Raw genomic sequence first — 23,541 nt, forward strand, 5'->3', positions numbered from 1 at the left:
GGATATCTTTTATATTATCGCGGGGTGGAGCAGTCTGGTAGCTCGTCGGGCTCATAACCCGAAGGTCGCAGGTTCAAATCCTGCCCCCGCAATTGATTGATAACAAGTCAGGTCTAAACCCTGCTTGTTATCTATATTTTTATCCATGTTTTTTGCTCATTTCATCAAAATCGGTTAAACTAGAATTATGTTCAAGCACCCTTAGGAAAATTCCTAAGGCTTTTTTTATAAAGCGCTGTTTATTGTTGTACATTCCAAATATCGAAATGCCCAACAACATACTTTATAACTGGGCCTTTTATTAAGTTGTAGAGGGGACTCGGCTAAATGGGGATCTATAAACGAATATCCAACAGCCATGACGAAACGTTTTCCTTTGCGGAAAATATGGCCGCACATCTAAAACCGGGGGATGTCATTTTATTGGAAGGCGACCTGGGTGCGGGTAAAACGACTTTTACGAAAGGCATTGCAAAAGGGCTTGGCATTCACCGTACTGTAAACAGTCCGACTTTTACCATTATCAAAGAGTACCAGGGAAAAATTCCGCTTTACCATATGGATGTGTACCGTTTGGAAGATGCGCAGGAAGACTTGGGCTTTGATGAATATTTCGAAGGCGATGGTGTTACAGTCATCGAATGGGCACATTTTATCAAGGACCAGCTGCCCGAATCCTTTTTGGAAATCCGTATCCTCCGCCTTGAAGGCGACCAGCGATGCATTGAAGCGGAGCCGGTCGGGAACCGATACGTATCATTATGTGAGGAGTCTTTTGGATGAATATTTTGGCAATCGATACTTCAAATGAAGTGCTAGGCGTTTCATTAGTGAATGGCAATACAGTTTTGGCAGAATACATTACCAACTTGAAGAAAAACCACAGCGTCCGTGTCATGCCTGCCATTCAGCAGGTCATGGAGGAGTGTGGGGTACGCCCGGGCGAATTGGATAAAATTGTGGTGGCAAAAGGTCCCGGCTCATATACCGGCGTGCGCATCGGCGTGACCATTGCCAAAACGATGGCATGGAGTCTGCAAATTCCTTTGGTCGGTGTTTCCAGCCTTAAATTTATTGCGGCGGCAGGACGTTATTTCGACGGGTATATATCCCCGCTGTTTGACGCACGCAGGGGACAAATCTATACAGGATTATACCGTTATGAAAATGGGAATTTAGAAACGGTGATTGACGATTGCAATATTTTATCTGCTGAATGGGGTTCACGATTGTGTGACCTTAATCAGCCTGTTTTATTTATCGGCCAAAATGTTGCGCTACATGAAGCTGTCCTCGCTGAAAAGTTGCAAGGTAATATGGTTACGGCGGATTGGACGATGCATAATCCGCGGCCGAGCGAATTGGCGAAGCTCGGAATGGACGAGCCCGGGGAAGCAGTACACACTTTTGTTCCAAATTACATACGCTTAGTAGAAGCAGAAGCCAAATGGCTGGAAAAGCATAAACGGGAGAAAAGTTAGGATATGATAAAAATGGGAGATATCATTCTGCGGAAAGCCACGCTTGAGGATTTGGACGGGATTTACAATGTGGAGCTGCACTCTTTTTCGCTGCCGTGGACGCGGGAAGCTTTTTATAATGAACTGGTCCATAACCATTTTGCAACGTATTTGGTGCTGATCGACCAGGAAAGAGTGGTCGGCTATTGCGGTGTATGGGTGATCGTGGACGAAGCCCATGTCACCAATCTTGCCGTGCTGCCGGAATACCGGGGGCGGAAATTGGGGGAGGCCTTGTTAAGGAACGTTATGGAGTATGCAAGGCTCAATAATGCGAAAACGCTCAGCCTAGAAGTCCGTGTCAGCAATGATATTGCACGTTCTCTGTATAAAAAACTTGGGTTCCGGGAAGGCGGCATCCGCAAAGGTTATTATACCGATAATTATGAAGACGCAATTGTGATGTGGGTGAATTTATAAATGGAAAAAGATATATTGGTTTTAGGCATAGAAACGAGCTGTGATGAAACAGCCGCAGCCGTCATCAAAAATGGAACGGAGATCATTTCAAATGTAGTCGCCTCCCAAATCAATAGCCATAAGCGTTTCGGCGGCGTCGTACCTGAGCTTGCTTCGCGCCATCATGTCGAGCAAATTACGATCGTGATAGAGGAAGCGATGCGGCAGGCGGGAGCTTCTTTTCAGGATTTGGATGCTATTGCAGTTACGGAAGGGCCGGGACTGGTCGGTGCGCTGCTTGTTGGCGTAAATGCCGCAAAAGCGCTCAGTTTTACGCATCAGATTCCGCTTGTCGGCGTCCATCATATTGCAGGGCATATTTACGCAAACCGGCTGGAGCATGAAATGAAGTTCCCGTTGCTGGCGCTTGTCGTTTCCGGCGGGCATACGGAACTTATCTTGATGAAAGGGCATGCCGAATTTGAAGTCATCGGCGAAACGAGGGACGATGCAGCGGGAGAGGCTTATGACAAAGTGGCCCGGACATTAAATCTGCCGTACCCCGGCGGCCCGCAGATCGACCGGCTCGCCCATGAAGGTGAACCGAATATTGATTTGCCACGTGCTTGGCTTGAGGGCACATACGATTTCAGTTTCAGCGGTTTAAAATCGGCTGTCATCAATACGCTGCACAATGCAGCGCAGCGCGGGGAAACGATCAAGCCGGAAGACATGGCGGCGAGTTTCCAGCAAAGTGTGGTTGATGTGCTTGTCGGAAAAACAATAGAGGCCGCCAAAGAATTTGAAGTTAAAGAAGTGCTAGTGGCCGGCGGGGTTGCCGCGAATAAAGGATTGCGCGCCGCTTTGGAAGAAGCATTCCATAAGCTGCCGGACGTGGAGCTTAGCATCCCGCCGATCCATTTATGCACAGATAATGCTGCGATGATCGCCGCTTGTGGTACCGTGCTTTTTAAAAAAGGGAAAAGGAGTGCCCTTGATTTAAATGCTTATCCGGGGCTTGATATAGAAAATTTTTAGGGGGCTGTCCCAAAAGCCCCTTCTTAAACAAGAAAAACCGTTGAGAAAATAATTTTCTCAACGGTTTTTCTTGTTTCTGAAACAGGCGGTTCTTTTCCGCCTGTTTCAGAAGATTGTGGACGATGGCACCCAGCCCGAATTCGATATTTACTTTCTCAAGCCCCCGTAAAGAAAATCTGCGGAACGACCGATTGCCTTTGATATGACCGAACACGCTTTCTACCTCGATTTTCCTTCGAGCGTAGATTTGCTCGTCTTTTTCACGATATTCCCAGTTAGAAACATTTCGGATATCTTTTTTGTAAGCCCGCGTCTCTTCTTTCCTCATAGTATTGTAAGGAATCAATGCTTCGAACTCTTCCTCATGCGCATACAAATAGTTGGCTTCCCCGCCATAACCTGCATCCGCAATGATCCGTTTTGGCTTAGGCAGGCCGGATGCTTTCAGCTTCTCCAAATGCGGCACAAAGCATCTTGTATCAGTTGGCCTCTGGTGTATAGTGTATCCAAGAATAAGCTGGTCTTCCGTTCCAATTTGGACATTGTAACCCGGTTTCAGCTGGCCGTTTTTCATATGATCTTCTTTCATCCGCATAAAGGTGGCATCGTGATCTGTTTTGGAATAACTGTTCCGGTCTCCAAAAATGCTTCATACTTCTTCAGCCGTGGTAAGTAGTCTTCTTTGAGTTTCTTGTAAATTTTTCGTTTCGACCGATAGACTGCCTTTTTCTCTTTCTTCAGTTCCTTGTCTTTTTCCTGCTCTGCGTCTGTTTCAGCTTCTTTGACTTTTTGCTCCACCTTTTTTGCAATTTTCTCCAGCTGCTCTGCACTAACGCGTTCAGCTTGTTCTTTCATTCTTTTAACGTTTTTTCATCTAATTCGATTGTCGATCAACTGAAACATCTTTTGGAGATTTTAGTGGAGTTTCTCTTCATATTTTTCTGTCACTTTTTTCTAGACAAACGTGTACTTATTGGCGTTTGCCTCGATCTTTGTGCCGTCCATGAAGTAGTTTTCCAGCGTGATATATTTTTGTTCCAATAAAAGATTGATGAGTTCGGTAAAAAGGGGCTCGATCATGTCTTTCATCCGTTCCGAACGGAATCGGTTGATGGTTCGGAAATCTGGCGTTTGTTGCCCAGACAGCCACATCATCGGAAGATTTTCAAGAAGGGCTTTTGCGATACCCCGGCAAGAATAACTTTTTTCAGTGTAAGCATAGAGAATTACTTTTGTCATCATTTTAGGGTGATACGAAGGACGGCCCCCGCCTTTATAATACGAGAAGAAGAAGTCGTCGCTGATTTGATTCACCATATCATTGACAACGCGGGCTACATGGCTTTCTGGAATCATATCACTAAAATCCATTGGAAGAATGAGTTGTCCCATGTTATAATCAATAAAGGTAGCTGAATAGTTACTCAAAAAAACCGCCTCCATTCAATGTTTGCTAGTCACTTACATTATAATGGAAAAGGCGGTTTTTTTGCGCTTTCTTCGTTTAGCACGCGTTGATGATCGCGAAATTTACGAGACTCCTGCGGGAAAAGCGAGCAAGAAGAGACCCCGCAGCGAGTGACGTGAGGAACAAGCGAGGAGGCTCGCGACGCATGCGGAAAGCGAGTGAATTTCGCGATCATCAACAACCAACGATAATAATTTTTTCACAAAGAAAGGGGCGCCCCTTCAGCCAGATTACCGTCTTTTGGGACAGCCCCTTTTTGTCGGAAGGTTATTCAGAAAAATTGTGCACAATCTGTGGAAAAACTGTTTATAATTTATCCGTTCTGTGAAAAACTTTTAAAAAATTTTTTGCACATCCTGTGATTAATGTGGATAAATCTGTTGATAATTGTGGATTTTGTGGAAAAATAAGTTAAAAAGCAAGAAACCAACAAACAAGCTGTGAATAAATCTGTGAATGATCGAGACGACCCGCTATCGAAAATTGTTGATATTTGTTGAAAAAATTCCGGCGTTAAAAAAGTTGTATAAAAAAAACGGTGGGATCATACCACAATTGGTATCAGCCCGCCGCTTTTCACAACTTCTTTTTCCACAGCGACCCGCATGCTTATTCCGCAATTTCCGCCCACTCATCCATCAGGGCATCCAGCTCGTTTTTCCTCTTTTCCAGTTCATCCGTTACTTCACGCATTTTCACATGATCTTGGAAAACATCCGGATCCGCCAGCTTTTCTTCCCACCCGCTGATTTCGGTTTCCAGCGCTTCGATTTTTGCTTCAATTTCTTCGATTCTCCGCTTTCTTTGGCGTTCCAGTTTTTTTGCTTCCTTATCCTGTTGATAAGTGCTTTTGGTCGGCTGCATCGCTTTTTCCGCTTCTTTTTCCGCTTTTTCCAGCCGCTCAAGTTCCAACATTTCTTCCCGTTTTTGCACATAATAATCATAGTCGCCGAGAAATTCCTGTGTGCCGTCCTTCGAAAGTTCGACGACTTTCGTGGCAATCCGGTTAATAAAGTAACGGTCATGCGAAATAAATAAAATGGTTCCCGGGTAATCAATTAAAGCATTTTCGAGCACTTCTTTGCTGTCCAGGTCAAGATGGTTTGTCGGTTCGTCAAGGATGAGAAAGTTGGCTTTTTGCAGCATTAATTTGGCAAGGGCAAGCCGGGCTTTTTCGCCGCCGCTTAAGGAGGAGACAGTTTTAAGCACGTCATCGCCTGAAAAAAGGAAATTCCCTAGTGCAGTACGGATTTCTTTTTCGGATTTAAGCGGGTATTCATCCCATAATTCCTGCAAAACGGTTTTGTTGGAAGACAAGTCCGCCTGTTCCTGGTCGTAATAGCCGGTTGTTACGTTGGATCCGAATTGGATCGTTCCTGATAGAAGGGGAAGTTTATTTAAGATGGTTTTGATGAGCGTTGATTTGCCGATGCCGTTCGGTCCGACAAGGGCAACGCTGTCTTCCCGTTTCACGGAAAGATTGATATTTCGCGCAACAGCTTCCCCACCATAGCCGATGGAAGCCTCCTGCACTTGGAGCACTTCGTTGCCGCTTTGTTTTTCGATTTCAAAAGAAAAATGGGCCGATTTTTCATCACCGAGCGGTCTGTCCATTAATTCCATTTTTTCAAGCTGTTTTCTCCGGCTTTGTGCCCGTTTTGTCGTCGTGGCGCGCGCGATATTTTTTTGGATAAATTCCTGCAGTTTCGTGACTTCTTCCTGTTGTTTTTCGTATTGTTTCAAATCCCGTTCGTACTGGGCAGCTTTCTGTTCCAGGTAGCGGCTGTAATTACCATAGTATTTCTTGATCGAATGCCTTGAAATTTCGTATACCTGGTTGACGACTTTGTCGAGAAAATAACGGTCGTGGGAAACGATCAGGATCGCGCCCTGGTAGCCCTGCAAATATTGCTCAAGCCAGGTGAGCGTTTCGATATCAAGATGGTTTGTAGGCTCATCCAAAATTAAAATATCTGGTTTGGACAGCAATAATTTTGCCAGCCCCAGCCGCGTTTTTTGCCCGCCACTTAATGTATGGATCGGGGTGCTGTAGTCGTACTGATGAAAACGGAACCCGTGCAGGATGGAGCGGATGTCCGCCTCGATCTGGTATCCGCCTTCCTCTTTAAAGCGGGTCTGAAGCTCATCATAAGCCTGTAAAATTTTTTCATATTCAGCCGGACGGTTATAAATGGAAGGATCCGCCATTTTTTGTTCAAGCGCCCGCAGCTGTTTTTCCATATTGAGCAGGCCCTTAAATACGGACATCATTTCATCCCAAATGGAAAGATTGGATTCCAACCCTGAATTTTGGGCCAAATATCCAATTTCGACCCCGTTCGGTTTCGTAATCGTTCCTTCATCATATGACAGCTGGCCGGCAATGATTTTCAGCAGGGTCGATTTCCCTGCCCCGTTTCTTCCGACTAAAGCAATGCGGTCTTTTGTCTGGATTTCCAATTTTATATTCGATAAAATAAGTTCAGCACCAAAATATTTTGTGACTTGTTGAACTTGCAGCAACATCATGGCCATTTTCACCTCTATATTATTGTAAGTGTACAGGATGCAGCTCTGCAACTCAACTGAGGCACGCGAATATTGTCAAAAATCTTTTCACATAAATCAATGAAAAATATGCAAATTTGTGATATATTTAACATGGTTGGAGAGAGAATGGGCGTAAGATTAAATTTTTTCAAAGACGGTTATTTTTTATTTATAAAAACAGGAGTAATATAAAATCATGGATTGGTAGCGCTGCCAAATATCTCGAAAACTAAAAGGAACCAACTTGGGGGATTTCACATGAAAGATGAATCAGCTAAAATACCACAAGCCACCGCGAAACGATTACCATTGTATTACCGTTATTTGAGAAATTTGTACACTCTTGGCAAGCAGAGGGTCTCTTCAGCGGAACTGAGCGAAGCGGTGAAAGTCGATTCGGCGACGATCCGCAGGGATTTTTCTTATTTCGGGGCGCTCGGGAAAAAAGGGTACGGTTATAATGTTAAATATTTATTGTCTTTCTTCAGCAAGACGCTTAACCAGGATGAAATGACAAATGTGGCGCTCATTGGGGTAGGAAACTTGGGAACTGCCCTTTTGAACTATAATTTTTCCAAAAACAACAGCGCTCGGATTGTGATGGCCTTTGATAACGATGAAAGCAAAGTAGGAAAACGGGTCGGCAATGTGCCGATTTACAGCATGAACGATTTAAAGGAGCGGCTTCGTCAGGAAGACGTGACGGTCGTGATTTTAACGGTTCCGGCCATTGCCGCGCAGACTGTGACAGATGAACTTGCGGATACAAACGTGAAGGGAATCTTGAATTTCACGCCTGCCAGGCTAAATGTCCCGCCGAATGTCCGCGTCCACCATATTGATTTGGCCGTGGAACTGCAAGCCCTCATCTACTTTTTGCAGCATTATTCAAATGATGCCGAAAATTCGAAAGAAAAAACCGTCAAATCATAGCCAAAACGCTCTTTTTCCGTTATCATAATGGGTACAGGGGGTGGCCCGAAGTGGGAACGGAATTCAAGGGAAAGCTGTCCGGTAGTTTTGGTTTGAAGGTGTTGCATAGCGGAGCCGAAAATGGGGAGGATCGAAAGGCGGAAATGAAAGGTGAACGGCCTTGAATCCGAAAAACATGACGGTTGCCGAGCATATTCAGGAATTGAGAAAGCGGCTGATTACGGTTCTCGTTTTCTTTGTGTTTGCGATGATTGTGGGATTATTTGCCGCCAAACCTGTGATCCGTTATTTGCAGCATGCTGAAGAAGCCGAAGTGTTAACGATGAACGCCTTCAGGGTGACGGATCCGATTAAGGTTTTTATGGAAGTATCTGTTGTCATTGCATGCTTGCTGACGCTCCCGGTGATTCTGTACCAGCTGTGGGCGTTTGTAAGCCCTGGCCTGTATGAGAAGGAAAGGAAAATCACATTAAGCTATATTCCCATTTCCATTTTGCTGTTTATGCTTGGCATTTCATTTTCTTACTTTGTTCTTTTTCCATTTATGGTGGAATTTATGATGGAATTGTCGGCGGAAATGGGAGTCCATACGGTTATTGGCATCCGTGAATATTTCCAATTTCTTCTGCAAATTACGCTTCCTTTTGGATTTGTGTTCCAGATGCCGGTTGTAGTCATGTTTCTCACCCGGCTTGGCGTCATTACACCAATGCTGTTAAAAAAGGCACGAAAATACGCGTATGTTGCTTTAATTGCGGCGGCAGCCATCATTACACCGCCCGATGTATTTTCGCAGCTGATGGCCGGCGTACCGCTGATTTTGCTGTACGAAATCAGCGCAGTCGTCTCAAAATTTTCATACCTTAAAGCAAAAAAAGGAGAAAAAGAAATAACCATTGATGAGCAAACGATGATTTCTGAATGAGTGCCGGTTTGCACACGGCCGTCAAATTCGTTCCGTTGCTGCGCAGGCGTTCCGCAAATCCGCAATCATCATCAGTGGAATGTGATGCAAAAAAGCCGTTTTTCCCGGACTGTTTGAAGTGTTCCGGAAAAAACGGCTTTTTATTTTTTGGCCGAATGTTTGAGCCTGAAATGGAAAAGAATCAGCCTGATCCCCGATCCCAGATCCAAAGTGGCAATCAAAAGAAGCAGGTAACAAAAAAAGCCCCAGCCGCTCATCTGCACTTGCTGGATGGCAAAATAAGTGAACAATGCCCCAAGCAGGCAATTGACCACACCTGAAAAAAGTGGCTTCATCATATAAGTCCTCCAATTAAGCTGTGAAAATCTTGAAATTGTAATGTCTGTTGAACGGACGGATACAAAAGCTGCATTACCACCACAATGGTGTTCATGGACACGTGTGCAAACATGGAGACAGTAATCCGTTTCGTTTTTTCATATAAAAAAGCAAGCGTCAGCCCTAAAAGAGAATACAGGAACAAGTGGCTGATCTCAGTGTGGGCAAGCCCGAAAATGACGGAGCTGACCACTCCGGAGACGATAAAGGAAAACCGCCTGCGCAGTGTGCCGAAAATGATTTTCCGGAAGACGATTTCTTCCAGAATCGGCCCGGCTATGGAACTGATCAAAATGACAAGCGGAAATCTTTCGATCAGCACCATGATTTGCTGCGTGTTGTTGGAGCTTTGCGGAATGCCGAAAAGTGATTCGATTTTTGCGGCAACAATCTGGGCGAAGAAGCACAGAAAGACGCCGTATACCGCCCACAAGGCAGATGGGCCAGCCGGGAGCACTTCAGCCCGGTTCATTTCATTTTTTGCGGCTCTCCGCAAAAAATGAAGGACGATGATCAAGCCGACAATAAAACTTAATACCGTCCAAAGCGGGGGTGTCAAAGTTTTCATGCTGGCGGGCGGCTCATGGAATAGGTTTACCCCGGTCCAGTAGAGCATCGGGTAGCCGATAATGTTGGACAACAGCATGAGGACGTACGTCACCAGAATATACACATACTCTTTTTTCACGCGTTCATTTCCTTTCCTGGGCAGTTCAGAGTTTAAAGGTTTGCAAAATGGTCCAATATGTACATTGTACTATTGAACGGAGCGGTGTTCAAATGCTTGTGTCCGTCAGCCTTTTAAGTTGCATATTCGGTTGTTGTTAAAGCATACTTATAAGGGGACACCGGAAGCAAAAAAAATAAAAAAAGTTGTGTTAGAGACTTGCAAAAGGAGAATGAATTATTTATTATAATAATTGTGTTAGCACTCATCTATAGCGAGTGCTAATAATGGACAAAATTTTACATAATACGAATTAAGGAGGTTGTTTCACTTGTTAAAACCACTGGGTGATCGCGTCGTAATTGAATTAGTAGAAACTGAAGAAAAAACAGCAAGCGGTATTGTGCTGCCTGATACTGCGAAAGAAAAGCCGCAGGAAGGCAAAGTCGTCGCTGTCGGCTCAGGGCGTGTGCTGGACAATGGCGAGCGCGTTGCCATTGATGTAGCGGTAGGCGATCGCATCATCTTTTCGAAATATGCTGGTACAGAAGTGAAATACCAAGGCAACGAATACTTAATCCTTCGCGAAAGCGATATTTTGGCAATTGTGGAATAAGCGTGATTGCGTGAACATAGAAAAATATAACGAATATGAGGAGGTTTTTATAAATGGCAAAAGAAATTAAATTCGGCGAAGAAGCCCGCCGCGGCATGCTTCGTGGTGTAGATAAACTTGCGGACGCTGTTAAAGTGACATTGGGCCCGAAAGGACGCAATGTTGTATTGGAAAAGAAATTCGGTTCTCCGCTCATCACAAATGACGGTGTCACCATTGCAAAAGAAATTGAAATTGAAGACGCGTTCGAAAACATGGGTGCGAAACTCGTATCCGAAGTGGCAAGCAAAACAAACGATGTAGCCGGTGACGGTACAACGACTGCTACTGTTTTGGCACAGGCCATGATCCGCGAAGGCCTGAAAAACGTTACAGCCGGCGCAAATCCTGTCGGCATCCGCAAAGGGATTGAAAAAGCTGTTGCTGCTGCCGTTGAAGAATTAAAAGCAATCTCCAAACCAATCGAAGGCAAAGCTTCCATCGCACAGGTTGCTTCCATTTCTGCCGCTGACGAAGAAGTCGGCCAATTGATTGCAGAAGCAATGGAACGCGTTGGCAACGACGGCGTTATTACAATCGAAGAATCCAAAGGCTTCTCAACGGAACTGGATGTTGTGGAAGGGATGCAATTTGACCGCGGTTATGCATCGCCTTACATGGTAACAGATTCCGACAAAATGGAAGCTGTTCTTGAAAATCCATATATCTTAATTACTGACAAAAAGATTTCCAATATCCAAGAAATCCTGCCTGTTTTGGAACAAGTTGTCCAACAGGGCAAACCGCTGTTGCTCATTGCGGAAGATGTTGAAGGTGAAGCCCTTGCGACACTTGTTGTCAATAAACTGCGAGGCACATTCAATGCGGTTGCGGTTAAAGCGCCTGGCTTCGGTGACCGCCGCAAAGCAATGCTTGAAGATATTGCAACCCTTACAGGCGGCGAAGTCATTACGGAAGATTTGGGCCTTGAGCTGAAATCCGCAACAATCAATCAATTGGGTCGTGCCGGAAAAGTTGTTGTCACAAAAGAAACGACGACAATTGTTGAAGGCGCCGGGGATTCTGCAGCCATTTCCGCCCGTGTGAACCAAATTCGCGCGCAATTGGAAGAAACGACTTCCGAGTTTGACCGTGAAAAACTGCAGGAACGCCTTGCAAAACTCGCTGGCGGTGTTGCAGTCATCAAAGTCGGTGCTGCAACTGAAACGGAATTAAAAGAACGCAAACTGCGTATTGAAGATGCTTTGAACTCCACCCGCGCTGCTGTTGAAGAAGGCATTGTAGCCGGCGGTGGTACTGCACTTGTTAATGTGATCAAGAAAGTTGCTGCGATTGAGGCGGAAGGCGATGTCCGCACAGGTGTGAACATTGTACTTCGTGCTTTGGAAGAACCTGTACGCCAAATCGCTGCAAATGCCGGCCTTGAAGGATCGGTTATTGTGGAACGCTTGAAGAAAGAAGAAACCGGAATCGGATACAACGCTGCGAATGGAGAATGGGTAAACATGATCGAAGCCGGTATCGTTGACCCTACTAAAGTTACGCGTTCTGCACTTCAAAATGCTGCTTCTGTCGCTGCAATGCTTCTCACTACAGAAGCGGTTGTGGCTGACAAACCTGAACCGCAGGCTCCTGCAGGCGGCGCGCCGGACATGGGCGGCATGGGCATGATGTAATGCTGCCATTAGGGCAAAAGATAAAAAAGCTGCTTCCCGTATTTCGGGAAGTGGCTTTTTTGCATTTGCAGGCAGAGCGCTCCTCCTGTTTTTCGAAAGAGGCGGGATATCCGAATAAATGTTCTATTTTCGCTTGAAAAAGAATGTGTGTTCGTGTTAAAATGAGAACAAACATTCGTGAAGGGGGAGAGTCGGGATGATCAGCCTGCTCAAAAATGCGATGGAAACGGGGGAACGCTTGGAACTGATCTATATGAACTGGTGCGGGGAGATTTCGCAGCGCACGATAAAAGTACTGGCAGTTCATGAGCATTCATTCACTGCTTACTGTGATTTGAGGAGGAAGATCCGGACGTTTAAATTTGAAAACGTTTTGGGCATAGCCCGGCTGCGGAAAATAAAAAAGGGGGCATGAAGGACGGGCCCGGCTATTCCGTATGCTCACGGAATACCCAGAGCCTGCTGCCGATGAAATTGACGGCAATCCCTGCCAAGGTCGCAATGATTTTGGCGTAAAGAAGCGGCCAGCCCCATTGCTGGTGAAACAGAAAGAGGAGAAGGGAGGTAAATCCGTATACGATTAAATTAATGACAACAAAACGAAAAGCTTCATAAAAACTAGGCTTTTTCCTCACTTGAAACGTCCAAAAACGGTTGAAGATATAGCTGTTCACCATGCCTGCCGTATAAGAGCAAGCTTGCGCCGCCAAATAAGGCACATGGACATGCGTTAAAATAAAGAACACGATAAAATCAACAATCGTATTACCGGCACCGACAATACAAAATTTAATAAATGAGGCATATTGTTTTTTACTGCTCATGAGCGTGCTGTACACCTTTCTGTTGTTAGCTTTTGCCGTAAATCCCATTGTATCATTCTTCTTTCCGGGATGCGAAGGAAGACCGGCTTGTTTTGTATAAATTTGTTTCGATCGTATAGCGCGGGCGCCTTTTTACTTCCTTGAAAATTTTTCCGATGTATTCGCCGATCAATCCGACCGCCATCAGTTCCAGCCCCCCAAGGAGCCAGATGGACAAAATCAGAGACGTCCATCCGGAAACCGTACGGCCCATAAGTTCCTGTACAATTGCGTAAATACCGACAACAGCGCTTAAAATAAATGTTATAAACCCAAGTGCAGTCACAAAGCGGATCGGGGCAATGCTGAAAGAAGTGATGCCGTCCAATGCAAAAGCCAGCATCTTTTTTAAAGGGTATTTTGACTCCCCGGCCAGCCGCTCTTTCCTGTCGTAATACACTTTTGCGGAAGGAAAGCCGAGTAAAGGAATAATGCCGCGCAAAAAAAGATTTGTTTCTTTATAATTTAAAAGTTCTTCGAGCGCCCTTTTGCTCATCAGCCGGAAATCGGCATGGTTCGGGATCAATTGGATACCCAGTTTTCCCATTACCCAATAAAACCCTTCAGCGGTTGTCCGTTTAAACCATGTATCCGTTTTGCGGCTGTCACGGACACCGTATACAATATCATAGCCTTGCCAATATTTTTCGACAAACGTCCGGATGACACGGATATCATCCTGCAAATCCGCGTCAATCGAGATGACGCAGTCGGAACGTTCGCTTGCAACCGAAAGCCCTGCAAGAAGGGCGTTCTGGTGCCCGGCGTTGCGGGACAGCTTTACGCCTTTTACATGCGGTTTTTGGGCCGAGGCTGTCTCAATGATTTCCCATGTCCGGTCGCGGCTGCCGTCATCGACAAACAACAGTGTGCTGTCTTCCCTGATTAAATTGGAATTGGCAAGGGATTCCAGCACTTCAGCCAGCTGTTTCATCGTATCAGGCAGCACTTCTTCTTCATTATAACAAGGAACGACAATGGTTAATTTCGGATAATGGTTCATTTTCATATCTCCTCTGCCATACGATTTTGTTATTCTGCTTCGTATAAATAAATAGTCCAGGCCGATTGGCGGTTATGGAAAGCTTTTAAAAACCGCAAATGCTCCTCTTTTGTGTTTAAAATCGGAACGGCGGAAAAAATATAACGGCCGCCGAGTTTTTTAAATGCATTCGTATCAATATTAAGGTGGTGGATTTTGACCCCGCTGCCTTTTTTAAATTCATAGTTTTTGCCCAATTCACTGACAAAAATATAGCAGCGGTTTCCCCATTGGTCAAAATACGTTTTTAATGTCGGGCTTTTATCCAGCTCTTTTGCGATGATTTTCCGGAACTGCCTTTTATAGGACAATGGATAGTAGTTATTGTACGTGTCCAATGTATAAAAACCGTTATACTGGGCGATGGCCGGATGAATCCCGATGCTCGCCACGCGGTAGGAACTTTTCGGCTTCCCGATGTAGCGGCTGATTTCGTTGAACTGCTGCACCGCATAAAACTGGTTAAATGACGGTTTTCCTGCTACACGGTAGTATATTTCAGGATTAAAAGCAAACAGGACGACAATCTGCGCGATTAAACAAACTTTCACAAACTTTTTCCACTTTTCACTTCGCTTCCAGAGAAAAAGCGAGCCTGCGGCAAACATTGTATATATGACGAGCGGCCGCAAAAAGTGGAACCGCGCAAAATTAAAAGTATTGAGCAGGCTGATTCGTTCTTTTAGCGGCTCCCATGCCTTGTTGAACCAAAAAGCATACCAAAGGGATAATACGGCATTTAATACAAAAAGTTGCACATAGCGTTTTTCTTCTTTCCAGGCTTTTGATTTGTAAATCAGCCATAACACGACAAAAGAAAGCGGCAGAATGACAAGTGTATGGACTGTCATATCGTGTGTATGCCCGAAAGAATAGTTCCACAACGCGAGTCGCAATGTATGCCAAAATCCGAGTTTGGAGCTGACAAAATCATTCCGGCTGGTCGGCTCATGGGAAAAGACTAGGGAATAAACAAGACGGTATTCAATCCCTAAATATAGGCATGTCATCCAAACAATGCCGAAAAAGAATTTCCAATTGCATTCCTTTTTCACAAAAACATCCCGCAGCCATAACAGCCCCATCGCTGTTAGGAAAAAGAAAAACCCAAGCACAAAACTGGAATAGAAAGGCAAAAGCGTGAGCGTCAGCCACTCTTTCCAAGTGGCCTGCCTTTCCCTGATATTTAAGAATGCCCAAAGTGCAAGCGGCATTCCCAATGTACTCAACATCCCGGACGGCCAAAAAGGTGTAATGGCAAAGGCAAGCGATACCCATACCCGGATTGGATAGGCATCATTGCTTTTAACAAAATGCCTTTTTAATAAGAGATACATGCCCAAAAATGCAAATACTCTTGTTATTGTCTGGCTGAGCGTATAAGCGGCAACGGGTGAAAACAGCGCGTATAGCCATTGGATCCCGCTGAATTCCGTTCCAAATGCGTTTCTCGGCAGTCCGTTAATAATCTGCGGTATCGTCGCATTCAGAGGGCCGAATAATTCCCCGCTCCGGTCAAGCACACGGTACCACGCGATGTTCGAATCCAAATTGTCATGGACCCGGATATGCATATTGCCGCCAAGAATATACATGGGGGAAAGATAGACGGCAAGGATGATCACTGCCACCCACAATGCTTTTTTTTCTTTAAAACTTGTATTCATCCCATTCGACACCATCCAACTCTTATTTTTTATCCAGGCTTGGTACGGAAGCCTCCAACTCCTTAAAACACTTTTAAATAGACGACTGTATGGGAAAAAAAGTTCACAGCATCCGGAAAAACGCCGCGGACGTAACTGGCACAGAATTAAAAATCGTGCGAGGTTTTAAATAATTACTTCCTTATATTAATGATATAATAGGAGAAGCATAAAATGGTTTCAAATGCCAGGATGAAGGGAAGAAGCTGCCATGATCATAAAAGATGTGCAAGTGCATTACCGGAACATTCCACTGCTCGTTCCATTTAAAACGGCATTGCGGACAGCCAATGATATCGACAGCGTTGATGTGAATGTGATACTGGACAACGGAATAATAGGCATGGGGGCAGCTGCGCCGGCCGTTGCCATTACGGGCGATTCAACCGAAAGCATCATGTCCGCGCTTCTTGGGCCCATAAAAGGAGTGCTTGTCGGGCATGACCTGAATGATTTCCAAACAGCCTTGAAAAAGGTACAGCTATGCTGTATCGGCAATACAAGCGCAAAAGCAGCTGCAAATATGGCGCTTTACGATGCATATTGCAAATGGCTGAATATTCCGCTGTATGCTTATCTTGGAGGCCGGAAAAATCTCCAAACTTCCATGACGATCGGGGTTGATACACCTGAAAAGATGGCCTGGGATGCAGAAAAGAGCGTGGAGGCGGGCTTCCATTTGTTAAAAATAAAGGTGGGCACGCATCCGGAGCTTGATATTAATCGGATAGAGGCGATCCGCCGGGCAGTGCCGCCGGATACAAAATTCCGGCTGGATGCAAACCAGGCATGGGAACCGAAACAGGCAGTCCAAATCCTGCGAGAACTGGAAAAAAGAAAACTTGGCATTGAATTTGTGGAACAGCCGGTATCTGCCCATGATTGGGAAGGCTTAAAATATGTGACGGAAAGAACATGCCTGCCGGTCATGGCGGATGAAAGCCTGTTTACGGCAAAAGATGCATTGAAGCTTGTTTCCGGGCGTTATGTGGATTTAATCAATATTAAGCTGATGAAATGCGGCGGGATTACGGAAGCATGGAAAATTGCAGGTATTGCCGAGGCAAACGGGGTCAAATGCATGGTTGGCAGCATGATGGAACCGTCCCTTTCTGTGGCTGCAGCCGCTCACTTTGCTGCAGCCCATCCAAACGTTTATTATTTGGATCTGGATGCCCCGCTTTGGCTGTCCGAAGAACCCGACCATTTAACGTATGACGGCGAGAATGTATTACTGCCCGGCCGGCCCGGGATAGGGGTCGTCCAGCCGGTCTAGTGCAAAAAGCCTTTGCCACGGAAGAACTTTCATGTAAAATAAGGATAATTTCAAATGAACGGGGGATGGAAAATGGGTGCCCAAAAAGCATTGATCAATATTGATTATACGAATGATTTTGTGGCGGAAGACGGCCGTTTAACATGCGGCAAACCGGGGCAGCTTATTGAAGAGAATATCTTTGCACTGACGAAATCTTTTCTCGAGAACGGGGATTATGTTGTTTTTGCAATTGACTGCCATGAGGAAAACGACCCTTACCATCCGGAAACGAAATTATTCCCTCCGCATAACATCGCCGGCACAACCGGACGGGATTTATACGGAAAACTGCAGCGGCTTTTTGAAAAATATAAAGGGAGCAAACATGTGCATACGATAGATAAAACCCGGTACAGCGCCTTTTGCGGGACTGACCTGGAATTAAGGCTAAGGGAACGGGGCATTGAAGAAGTCCATTTATGCGGGGTTTGCACGGATATTTGCGTGCTGCATACCGCCGTGGATGCCTACAATAAAGGTTTTAAGCTGGTGATTCATGAAAATGCGGTGGCAAGTTTCGATCCGGAAGGCCACAAATGGGCATTAAGTCATTTTAAAAATTCGCTTGGGGCGGAAGTACGGTAAAACCATCAATAGGAGTGATACGGAATCATGCGTTATCAAGATGACAGTCTAGCTCTTCACACTGACTTATACCAAATCAACATGGCCCAGGCCTACTGGAAAGATGGCATTCATAACCGTAAAGCGGTTTTTGAAGCGTTTTTCAGGAAAATTCCTTTCGGAAACGGGTTTGCGATTTTTGCAGGGCTTGAAAGAATCGTGGATTATCTGAAAAATTTCCGCTTTACAGAAGATGATATCGCGTATTTGCGGAGCACCGACAACTACAGCGAAGAATTTTTGCAATACTTATCGGAAATGCGCTTTACCGGAACGCTACGGTCAGTCCGTGAAGGGGAGCTCGTGTTTGGAAACGAACCGCTCATCCAGGTCGAAACCTCTTTAGCCGAAGCGCAGATCATCGAAACGGCGCTCTTGAATATTATTAATTACCAGACGCTGATTGCGACTAAAGCGGCCAGGATCCGGACGGTGGCGGGGGAAGACGCCGCTTTATACGAATTCGGGTCGAGGCGGGCCCATGAATTGGATGCCGCGATTTGGGGAACGCGGGCCGCATACATCGGCGGATTTGACGGGACAAGCAATGTCAGGGCCGGCAAACTGTTTGGCATGCCGACGAGCGGCACGCACGCCCACGCGATGGTGCAGGCGTACCGGGATGATTACATGGCTTTTAAAAAATACGCGGAAACGTATAAAAACTGCGTTTTCCTTGTTGATACATATGACACTTTAGGCTCAGGGGTGCCGAATGCCATTAAAGTCGCGAAAGAGTTCGGCGATAAGATCAATTTTCTTGGCATCCGCCTGGACAGCGGCGACATGGCTTTCCTGTCGAAAAAAGCGAGAGAAATGCTCGATGAAGCAGGATTTCCGGATGCGAAAATTTTTGCGTCAAGCGATCTGGACGAGTATACGATTTTCCATTTGAAAGCCCAAGGTGCAAAAATCGATGCATGGGGTGTTGGGACAAAGCTCATTACTGCGTTCGACCAGCCGGCGCTTGGAGCAGTCTATAAATTGGTCTCCATAGAAGACGAGAACGGGGAAATGCGGGATACAATCAAAATTTCAAGCAATGCCGAAAAAGTAACGACACCGGGTTTAAAGAAAGTATTCCGCATCCTCAATAAGCGGACGAATAAACTGGAAGGCGATTACATTACGATGTACGACGAAAACCCGGCGGAAGAAAAGCGGCTGAAGATGTTTCACCCTGTCCATACGTTTATCAGCAAATATGTCACAAATTTTGAAGCCATTAATATTCATGAAACGATTTTCGACCAGGGTAGGCTCGTGTATGAACTGCCCTGCCTTGATGAAATCAAAAAATATGCGAAAGATAATTTGGAACTGCTGTGGGATGAGTACAAGCGCATCTTGAACCCGGAAGAATACCCTGTCGATTTGAGTCAAAAATGCTGGGACAACAAAATGCGCAATATAGAAGAAGTACGTCAAAAAGTCATGCGGTTTGAAGAAGAATAAATGACACCCGCATTTTTCAGGCGTATAATCTAATTAAAGAAAAAAGTGCGGAATTTATGACATAAAGAGATTATCATGTGAACAAGGAGGAAAACGAAAATGGACGCAATGCAAAAGAGAATCGTGGAAGAAATGAAAGTACAACCTGTCATTGACCCAAAAGAGGAAATCCGAAAAAGTGTTGATTTTCTGAAAAGTTATCTGAAAAAATACCCATTCTTCAAAGGTTTTGTGCTCGGCCTTTCGGGCGGGCAGGATTCCACTTTGACCGGTAAGCTTGCCCAAATCGCCATTAACGAAATGAAGGAAGAAACCGGCAATCAGGACTATAAATTTATTGCGGTACGGCTGCCATACGGCGAACAGAAAGATGCGGACGATGTTGAATTGGCCGTCCAGTTTATTCAGCCGGACAAGGACATTACCGTTAATATTAAACCGGCTGTCGATGCAAGTGAAGCTTCCCTGGCAAAAGCGGGCATCATCCTTTCTGATTTCGCGAAAGGGAATGAAAAAGCGCGTGAAAGGATGAAAGTGCAGTACAGCATTGCCGCGATGGAAAATTGCGTTGTGCTTGGGACGGACCATTCTGCGGAAAATGTAACCGGATTTTTCACGAAATACGGTGACGGCGGTTCAGATCTTGTGCCGATTTTCAGGCTGAATAAGCGCCAGGGGAAAATGCTGTTAAAAGAACTCGGCTGCCCGGAACGCCTTTATATGAAGACGCCGACTGCCGACCTCGAAGACGAGCGCCCGCAGCTTTCCGATGAGGCTGCACTTGGTGTGTCATACAACGATATCGACGATTATTTGGAAGGAAAAGAAGTTTCGCCGGAAGCAAAAGCGAAGATTGAATCGTGGTATTTAAAAGGGCAGCATAAACGCCATATGCCGATTACGATTTTTGATGATTTCTGGAAATAAGGACAAGGCCGGGCACTTAAGAAAGGTGCCCGGCTGATTTTTTCTCTATACTATTTAAAATCTTTCCATTTTTATTTTTCTGAAATTATAGTATGAAGGGGGATCAGCATGCAGCAGACGTTACGGCGGATTTTGGTCAATATTGAAAATATGATGATCGGAAAAACGGAGATATCGGAATTGAGCCTCACTGCATTGCTTGCCGAGGGGCATGTCCTGCTTGAAGATGTCTCGGGCGTTGGAAAAACGATGATGGTCAGGGAGCTTGCCAAATCGGTCGATGCGGAGTTTAAAAGAATCTAATTTACGCCGGATCTGCTGCCGTCCGATGTGACCGGGGTCTCCATCGCCGTCGGATTGGAAAGATTTGATGGATTTGTGGGAAAATTTAATCAAAAAGACAAGCGGTTGACCGTTTCCCTGATTCAAGGTTACAATGGGGACAAATTGAATGACCAGAATACTTTCTTCATATAATTTCGATAATAAGGTTCGAAAGTTTCTACCCGGCCACCGTAAATGGCCGGACTATGAAGGCAGTTTCGTGTACCGTAAAAACCGCTCCGGAATTCTGCCTTCAGCTTTGAAGATCGGATTCCGGTTTTTTATTTGGATCAAAGTTTTTGGGGGAAAAACAATGGCAAAAGCATTAGATGTAAAAGATTTGGAAAAAATTATCGTTTTGGATTTTGGCAGCCAATACAACCAGCTGATTACGCGCCGAATCCGTGAGTTTGGCGTGTTCAGCGAGCTGCACCCGCACACTTTGACAGCTGAAGAAATCAAGGCAATGAACCCGAAAGGCATTATTTTCTCCGGTGGCCCGAACAGCGTCTATGATGAAAATGCCTTCCATGTTGACGAAGAAATTTTCAACCTTGGCGTGCCGATTTTGGGCATCTGCTACGGCATGCAGCTCATAACAAAAGCCTTCGGTGGCAAAGTGGAACCGGCAAACCAGCGTGAATATGGGAAAGCGACGATTCATGTTAAAACCGCCAGCCGGCTGTTTGACGGGCTTCCAGATGATCAAGTTGTCTGGATGAGCCACGGGGATCTGGTGACAGAAGTGCCGGAAGGATTTACGGTTGATGCCAGCAGCCCCGCCTGCCCGATTTCGGCAATGAGCAATGTGGATAAGCAGCTATATGCCGTCCAGTTCCATCCTGAAGTACGCCACTCTGTGTACGGCAATGACCTTTTGCGCAACTTTGCGTTTAAAATTTGCGGCTGTGCGGGGACATGGTCGATGGAAAACTTCATCGAAATGGAAATCGAGAAAATCCGCCAAACGGTTGGCGATAAAAAGGTGCTTTGTGCGCTGAGCGGCGGCGTCGATTCATCAGTTGTCGCAGTTTTGATCCATAAAGCGATCGGCGACCAGCTTACTTGCATCTTCGTTGACCACGGCCTGCTCCGGAAAGGGGAAGCCGATAGCGTCATGAAAACTTTCTCGGAAGGCTTCCATATGAACGTCATCAAAGTCGATGCAAAAGAACGGTTCTTGAAAAAATTGGAAGGTGTCTCAGAACCTGAGCAAAAGCGGAAGACTATCGGTAACGAGTTCATTTATGTGTTTGATGATGAAGCGGCGAAATTGGAAGGGATTGAGTTCCTTGCCCAGGGCACGCTTTATACGGATATTATCGAAAGTGGGACAAAAACCGCTCAGACAATCAAATCGCACCACAATGTCGGCGGCCTTCCGGAAGATATGCAGTTCACCTTAATCGAGCCGCTCAATACATTGTTTAAAGATGAAGTGCGTGCGGTCGGGACCAAACTCGGCATCCCGGATGAAATCGTTTGGCGCCAGCCGTTTCCGGGTCCGGGCCTCGGCATCCGCGTGCTCGGCGAGATTACCGAAGAAAAATTGGAAATGGTGCGCGAATCCGACTATATTTTGCGTGAAGAAATCAAAAAGGCCGGGCTGGATCGCGACATTTGGCAATACTTTACGGTGCTGCCGAATATCCGCAGCGTCGGCGTTATGGGTGATGCCCGCACATACGATTATACGATCGGCATCCGCGCCGTCACGTCCATCGACGGCATGACTTCCGACTGGGCGCGCATCCCGTGGGAAGTACTTGAAAAAATTTCAACTCGCATCGTGAACGAAGTTCCGCACGTCAACCGCGTCGTCTACGACATCACGAGCAAACCGCCGGCAACGATTGAGTGGGAGTAGGAAGCGCGGGACAATTGTTTGTAACAACAATTTTGGCAAATTCTTTTTTAAAGAATTTGCCAAAAAGTTGCCTGACCGATATTGATTTTACTCTAAATGAGAGTTAGAGCTTTCCCCAAATGCAACTTAAATAGGAAAACCCGTTGAGAAAAAGAATTTTTCTTAACGGGTGTTTCTCTGTGATCTGGTCTTTCCCTCTTTAAACAGCTTAGTCCCCAGCGGAATAGCTCTTCAAATTAATTCAGTCGACAAATTGTGATGTGGACTTGCTGCGGATTAATTTTACCGGTAGCATATAGTGTTTTTCTAATTGCACTTTTTTGTCCGTAATTCTTTTAAGGAGTAATTCAACCAATAGTTGCGCAATGTCTTCGATCGGTTGTTCAATTGTGGAAAGTTCAGGATGATAATTTTGAATAAATTTTGTTCCGTCATACCCGATAACTTTTAATTCTTGTGGAACTTTTATTCCCAACTCTTTTGCCTGCTGCAATACAATAAGGGCAGTCAAATCATCTGTACAAAATATGCCATCGATTTTTTCTGAGCTCAAAATTTGCCTGATGGTTAGCGATTTTACACTTGGTAGCATTTCAAAAGGGATATCTTTTACATGGGGCTCTAAAGATAATTGGGCCATTGCCTCCAAGTAACCGGTTCTCCGTCTGTGTGTCGGGCTGTTCGGCTTATTGCTGCTTGCAAATAAATAAATATTTCTTGCACCATTTTGATAGAGTTCCTGAACTGCAAGCTCACCGCCTTGATGATTATCGGAACTTACAATTGGAATATTATCGGATAAATATCGGTCGAAAGAGATAATGGGAAGCCCAAACTGGTCATATTCCTTTATCCCTAAATTATGGGCACCCGCAATAATGCCGTCCACTTGATTGGCAATAAGCATATTAATATAGGAACGTTCCTTTTCTCTATTATCTGCACTATTACATAAAATTGTTTTATATCCGGAAAGGAAAAGCCTATTTTCTATTTTTTCAATCAGTTCCCCGAAAAAAGGGTTGCTGACGGAAGGAAAAATGGCGCCAATCAGATTGGTCTGCTTACCGTGAAGCGAACGTGCAACAGTGTTCGGCTGATAGTTCAGTTTTTTCATAGCCTGGAACACTTTATTTTTCGTTTCTTCGCTTAAATATCCATAATTATTGATGACCCGGGATACTGTTGTTGGGGAAACTCCTGCTTCTTTAGCTACATCTGTTAATTTTGGTCTCAATTTTCATT

The 23,541-nt window shown here is 45.2% G+C and carries 21 protein-coding genes, 1 tRNA gene, 2 pseudogenes and 1 riboswitch; of the genes and pseudogenes, 16 read left to right on the forward strand and 8 right to left on the reverse strand.

What is annotated here, in order from left to right:
• Positions 1–18: 18 nt before the first annotated feature.
• The 5 genes from BpJC4_RS11160 to tsaD all read left to right on the forward strand — a co-directional run bounded on the left by BpJC4_RS11160 (position 19) and on the right by tsaD (position 2,957).
• Positions 19–92: transfer RNA gene (locus tag BpJC4_RS11160), tRNA-Met, on the forward strand.
• Between the two features lie 235 nt (positions 93–327).
• Positions 328–783 (forward strand): tRNA (adenosine(37)-N6)-threonylcarbamoyltransferase complex ATPase subunit type 1 TsaE, encoded by a 456-nt coding sequence (tsaE, locus tag BpJC4_RS11165; protein WP_151680994.1) that lies wholly within the window; start codon positions 328–330, stop codon positions 781–783.
• A complete protein-coding gene (gene tsaB / locus BpJC4_RS11170) occupies positions 780–1,481 on the forward strand; it encodes a tRNA (adenosine(37)-N6)-threonylcarbamoyltransferase complex dimerization subunit type 1 TsaB (RefSeq protein ID WP_151680995.1) in 702 nt (233 codons plus the stop codon). Before tsaE ends, tsaB begins: the two co-directional genes overlap by 4 nt.
• A 3-nt stretch (positions 1,482–1,484) precedes the next feature.
• Positions 1,485–1,940 (forward strand): ribosomal protein S18-alanine N-acetyltransferase, encoded by a 456-nt coding sequence (gene rimI / locus BpJC4_RS11175; protein ID WP_151680996.1) that lies wholly within the window; start codon positions 1,485–1,487, stop codon positions 1,938–1,940.
• Positions 1,941–2,957, forward strand: a complete 1,017-nt coding sequence (tsaD, locus tag BpJC4_RS11180) for a tRNA (adenosine(37)-N6)-threonylcarbamoyltransferase complex transferase subunit TsaD (RefSeq protein WP_151680997.1) — start codon at positions 1,941–1,943, stop codon at positions 2,955–2,957. It begins immediately after the preceding gene.
• Here tsaD and BpJC4_RS11185 read toward each other — a convergent pair.
• Both BpJC4_RS11185 and BpJC4_RS11190 read right to left on the reverse strand, forming a co-directional pair.
• Positions 2,890–4,400: pseudogene (locus BpJC4_RS11185) on the reverse strand (IS1182 family transposase). The gene tsaD and the pseudogene BpJC4_RS11185 sit on opposite strands and share 68 nt — an antisense overlap.
• A 634-nt stretch (positions 4,401–5,034) precedes the next feature.
• Positions 5,035–6,954 (reverse strand): ABC-F family ATP-binding cassette domain-containing protein, encoded by a 1,920-nt coding sequence (locus BpJC4_RS11190; RefSeq protein WP_151680998.1) that lies wholly within the window; start codon positions 6,952–6,954, stop codon positions 5,035–5,037.
• A 279-nt stretch (positions 6,955–7,233) separates the two neighbouring features.
• Between BpJC4_RS11190 and BpJC4_RS11195 the strand changes: the two genes are divergently transcribed.
• Positions 7,234–7,908 (forward strand): redox-sensing transcriptional repressor Rex, encoded by a 675-nt coding sequence (locus tag BpJC4_RS11195; RefSeq protein WP_151680999.1) that lies wholly within the window; start codon positions 7,234–7,236, stop codon positions 7,906–7,908.
• A gap of 160 nt (positions 7,909–8,068) precedes the next feature.
• On the forward strand, positions 8,069–8,833 hold the full coding sequence (gene tatC / locus BpJC4_RS11200; RefSeq protein ID WP_151681000.1) for a twin-arginine translocase subunit TatC: 765 nt from the start codon (positions 8,069–8,071) through the stop codon (positions 8,831–8,833).
• A 140-nt stretch (positions 8,834–8,973) separates the two neighbouring features.
• Here tatC and BpJC4_RS11205 read toward each other — a convergent pair whose 3' ends face one another.
• Together BpJC4_RS11205 and BpJC4_RS11210 are read right to left on the reverse strand one after the other, a co-directional pair.
• Positions 8,974–9,171, reverse strand: a complete 198-nt coding sequence (locus BpJC4_RS11205) for a DUF4305 domain-containing protein (protein ID WP_151681001.1) — start codon at positions 9,169–9,171, stop codon at positions 8,974–8,976.
• A complete protein-coding gene (locus BpJC4_RS11210; protein ID WP_151697913.1) occupies positions 9,168–9,899 on the reverse strand; it encodes a CPBP family intramembrane glutamic endopeptidase in 732 nt (243 codons plus the stop codon). The genes BpJC4_RS11205 and BpJC4_RS11210 overlap by 4 nt, the downstream gene beginning before the upstream one ends.
• A 310-nt stretch (positions 9,900–10,209) precedes the next feature.
• On the opposite strand from BpJC4_RS11210, the gene groES reads away from it, so the two are divergent.
• From groES to BpJC4_RS11225, 3 genes are all read left to right on the forward strand, one after another.
• Positions 10,210–10,494, forward strand: coding sequence for a co-chaperone GroES (groES, locus tag BpJC4_RS11215; protein WP_151681003.1), 285 nt, complete (start codon positions 10,210–10,212; stop codon positions 10,492–10,494).
• 53 nt (positions 10,495–10,547) lie between these two features.
• Complete coding sequence (groL, locus tag BpJC4_RS11220) at positions 10,548–12,170, forward strand: chaperonin GroEL (RefSeq protein ID WP_151697914.1); 1,623 nt, start codon at positions 10,548–10,550, stop codon at positions 12,168–12,170.
• A 196-nt stretch (positions 12,171–12,366) separates the two neighbouring features.
• Positions 12,367–12,585 carry a WYL domain-containing protein gene (locus tag BpJC4_RS11225; RefSeq protein ID WP_151681005.1) on the forward strand — a complete coding sequence of 73 codons (219 nt, stop codon included), beginning with the start codon at positions 12,367–12,369 and terminating at the stop codon, positions 12,583–12,585.
• Positions 12,586–12,598: 13 nt separating this feature from the next.
• Here the strand turns inward: BpJC4_RS11225 and BpJC4_RS11230 are convergent, their stop codons facing one another.
• From BpJC4_RS11230 to BpJC4_RS11240, 3 genes are read right to left on the reverse strand one after another with little or no spacing between them, the layout of a single operon-like run.
• Positions 12,599–13,042 carry a GtrA family protein gene (locus tag BpJC4_RS11230; protein WP_371862190.1) on the reverse strand — a complete coding sequence of 148 codons (444 nt, stop codon included), beginning with the start codon at positions 13,040–13,042 and terminating at the stop codon, positions 12,599–12,601.
• A 4-nt stretch (positions 13,043–13,046) separates the two neighbouring features.
• On the reverse strand, positions 13,047–14,036 hold the full coding sequence (locus BpJC4_RS11235) for a glycosyltransferase family 2 protein (protein WP_151697915.1): 990 nt from the start codon (positions 14,034–14,036) through the stop codon (positions 13,047–13,049).
• A 29-nt stretch (positions 14,037–14,065) separates the two neighbouring features.
• A complete protein-coding gene (locus BpJC4_RS11240) occupies positions 14,066–15,742 on the reverse strand; it encodes a DUF6044 family protein (RefSeq protein WP_151681007.1) in 1,677 nt (558 codons plus the stop codon).
• Between the two features lie 250 nt (positions 15,743–15,992).
• On the opposite strand from BpJC4_RS11240, the gene BpJC4_RS11245 reads away from it, so the two are divergent.
• The 6 genes and pseudogenes from BpJC4_RS11245 (at position 15,993) to guaA (ending at position 22,296) form a co-directional block, all read left to right on the forward strand.
• Positions 15,993–17,057, forward strand: coding sequence for a dipeptide epimerase (locus BpJC4_RS11245; RefSeq protein WP_151681008.1), 1,065 nt, complete (start codon positions 15,993–15,995; stop codon positions 17,055–17,057).
• Positions 17,058–17,129: 72 nt separating this feature from the next.
• A complete protein-coding gene (locus tag BpJC4_RS11250; RefSeq protein ID WP_151681009.1) occupies positions 17,130–17,684 on the forward strand; it encodes a cysteine hydrolase family protein in 555 nt (184 codons plus the stop codon).
• A 27-nt stretch (positions 17,685–17,711) separates the two neighbouring features.
• Positions 17,712–19,178 carry a nicotinate phosphoribosyltransferase gene (locus BpJC4_RS11255; RefSeq protein WP_151681010.1) on the forward strand — a complete coding sequence of 489 codons (1,467 nt, stop codon included), beginning with the start codon at positions 17,712–17,714 and terminating at the stop codon, positions 19,176–19,178.
• A 99-nt stretch (positions 19,179–19,277) separates the two neighbouring features.
• On the forward strand, positions 19,278–20,105 hold the full coding sequence (nadE, locus tag BpJC4_RS11260) for an NAD(+) synthase (protein WP_151681011.1): 828 nt from the start codon (positions 19,278–19,280) through the stop codon (positions 20,103–20,105).
• A gap of 108 nt (positions 20,106–20,213) precedes the next feature.
• Positions 20,214–20,405: pseudogene (locus BpJC4_RS11265) on the forward strand (AAA family ATPase); the annotation flags it as partial.
• A 149-nt stretch (positions 20,406–20,554) separates the two neighbouring features.
• Positions 20,555–20,656, forward strand: a riboswitch (purine riboswitch).
• A gap of 86 nt (positions 20,657–20,742) precedes the next feature.
• Complete coding sequence (gene guaA, locus BpJC4_RS11270) at positions 20,743–22,296, forward strand: glutamine-hydrolyzing GMP synthase (protein ID WP_151697916.1); 1,554 nt, start codon at positions 20,743–20,745, stop codon at positions 22,294–22,296.
• A 241-nt stretch (positions 22,297–22,537) separates the two neighbouring features.
• On the opposite strand, the gene BpJC4_RS11275 is transcribed toward guaA, so the two are convergent.
• Positions 22,538–23,533, reverse strand: a complete 996-nt coding sequence (locus BpJC4_RS11275) for a LacI family DNA-binding transcriptional regulator (RefSeq protein ID WP_151681014.1) — start codon at positions 23,531–23,533, stop codon at positions 22,538–22,540.
• Between the last annotated feature and the right edge of the window lie 8 nt (positions 23,534–23,541).

It is taken from the genome of Weizmannia acidilactici, from assembly GCF_008974185.1.
Lineage (GTDB): Bacteria > Bacillota > Bacilli > Bacillales > Bacillaceae_C > Weizmannia > Weizmannia acidilactici.

Bases quoted from the DNA above. Each gene is read 5' to 3' on its own strand.
- tsaE (WP_151680994.1), top strand. From the start codon at position 328: ATGGGGATCTATAAACGAATATCCAACAGCCATGACGAAACGTTTTCC.
- tsaB (WP_151680995.1), top strand. From the start codon at position 780: ATGAATATTTTGGCAATCGATACTTCAAATGAAGTGCTAGGCGTTTCA.
- rimI (WP_151680996.1), top strand. From the start codon at position 1,485: ATGATAAAAATGGGAGATATCATTCTGCGGAAAGCCACGCTTGAGGAT.
- tsaD (WP_151680997.1), top strand. From the start codon at position 1,941: ATGGAAAAAGATATATTGGTTTTAGGCATAGAAACGAGCTGTGATGAA.
- BpJC4_RS11190 (WP_151680998.1), bottom strand. From the start codon at position 6,954: ATGATGTTGCTGCAAGTTCAACAAGTCACAAAATATTTTGGTGCTGAA.
- BpJC4_RS11195 (WP_151680999.1), top strand. From the start codon at position 7,234: ATGAAAGATGAATCAGCTAAAATACCACAAGCCACCGCGAAACGATTA.
- BpJC4_RS11205 (WP_151681001.1), bottom strand. From the start codon at position 9,171: ATGATGAAGCCACTTTTTTCAGGTGTGGTCAATTGCCTGCTTGGGGCA.
- groL (WP_151697914.1), top strand. From the start codon at position 10,548: ATGGCAAAAGAAATTAAATTCGGCGAAGAAGCCCGCCGCGGCATGCTT.
- BpJC4_RS11225 (WP_151681005.1), top strand. From the start codon at position 12,367: ATGATCAGCCTGCTCAAAAATGCGATGGAAACGGGGGAACGCTTGGAA.
- BpJC4_RS11230 (WP_371862190.1), bottom strand. From the start codon at position 13,042: ATGGGATTTACGGCAAAAGCTAACAACAGAAAGGTGTACAGCACGCTC.
- BpJC4_RS11235 (WP_151697915.1), bottom strand. From the start codon at position 14,036: ATGAACCATTATCCGAAATTAACCATTGTCGTTCCTTGTTATAATGAA.
- BpJC4_RS11240 (WP_151681007.1), bottom strand. From the start codon at position 15,742: ATGAATACAAGTTTTAAAGAAAAAAAAGCATTGTGGGTGGCAGTGATC.
- BpJC4_RS11245 (WP_151681008.1), top strand. From the start codon at position 15,993: ATGATCATAAAAGATGTGCAAGTGCATTACCGGAACATTCCACTGCTC.
- BpJC4_RS11250 (WP_151681009.1), top strand. From the start codon at position 17,130: ATGGGTGCCCAAAAAGCATTGATCAATATTGATTATACGAATGATTTT.
- BpJC4_RS11255 (WP_151681010.1), top strand. From the start codon at position 17,712: ATGCGTTATCAAGATGACAGTCTAGCTCTTCACACTGACTTATACCAA.
- nadE (WP_151681011.1), top strand. From the start codon at position 19,278: ATGGACGCAATGCAAAAGAGAATCGTGGAAGAAATGAAAGTACAACCT.
- guaA (WP_151697916.1), top strand. From the start codon at position 20,743: ATGGCAAAAGCATTAGATGTAAAAGATTTGGAAAAAATTATCGTTTTG.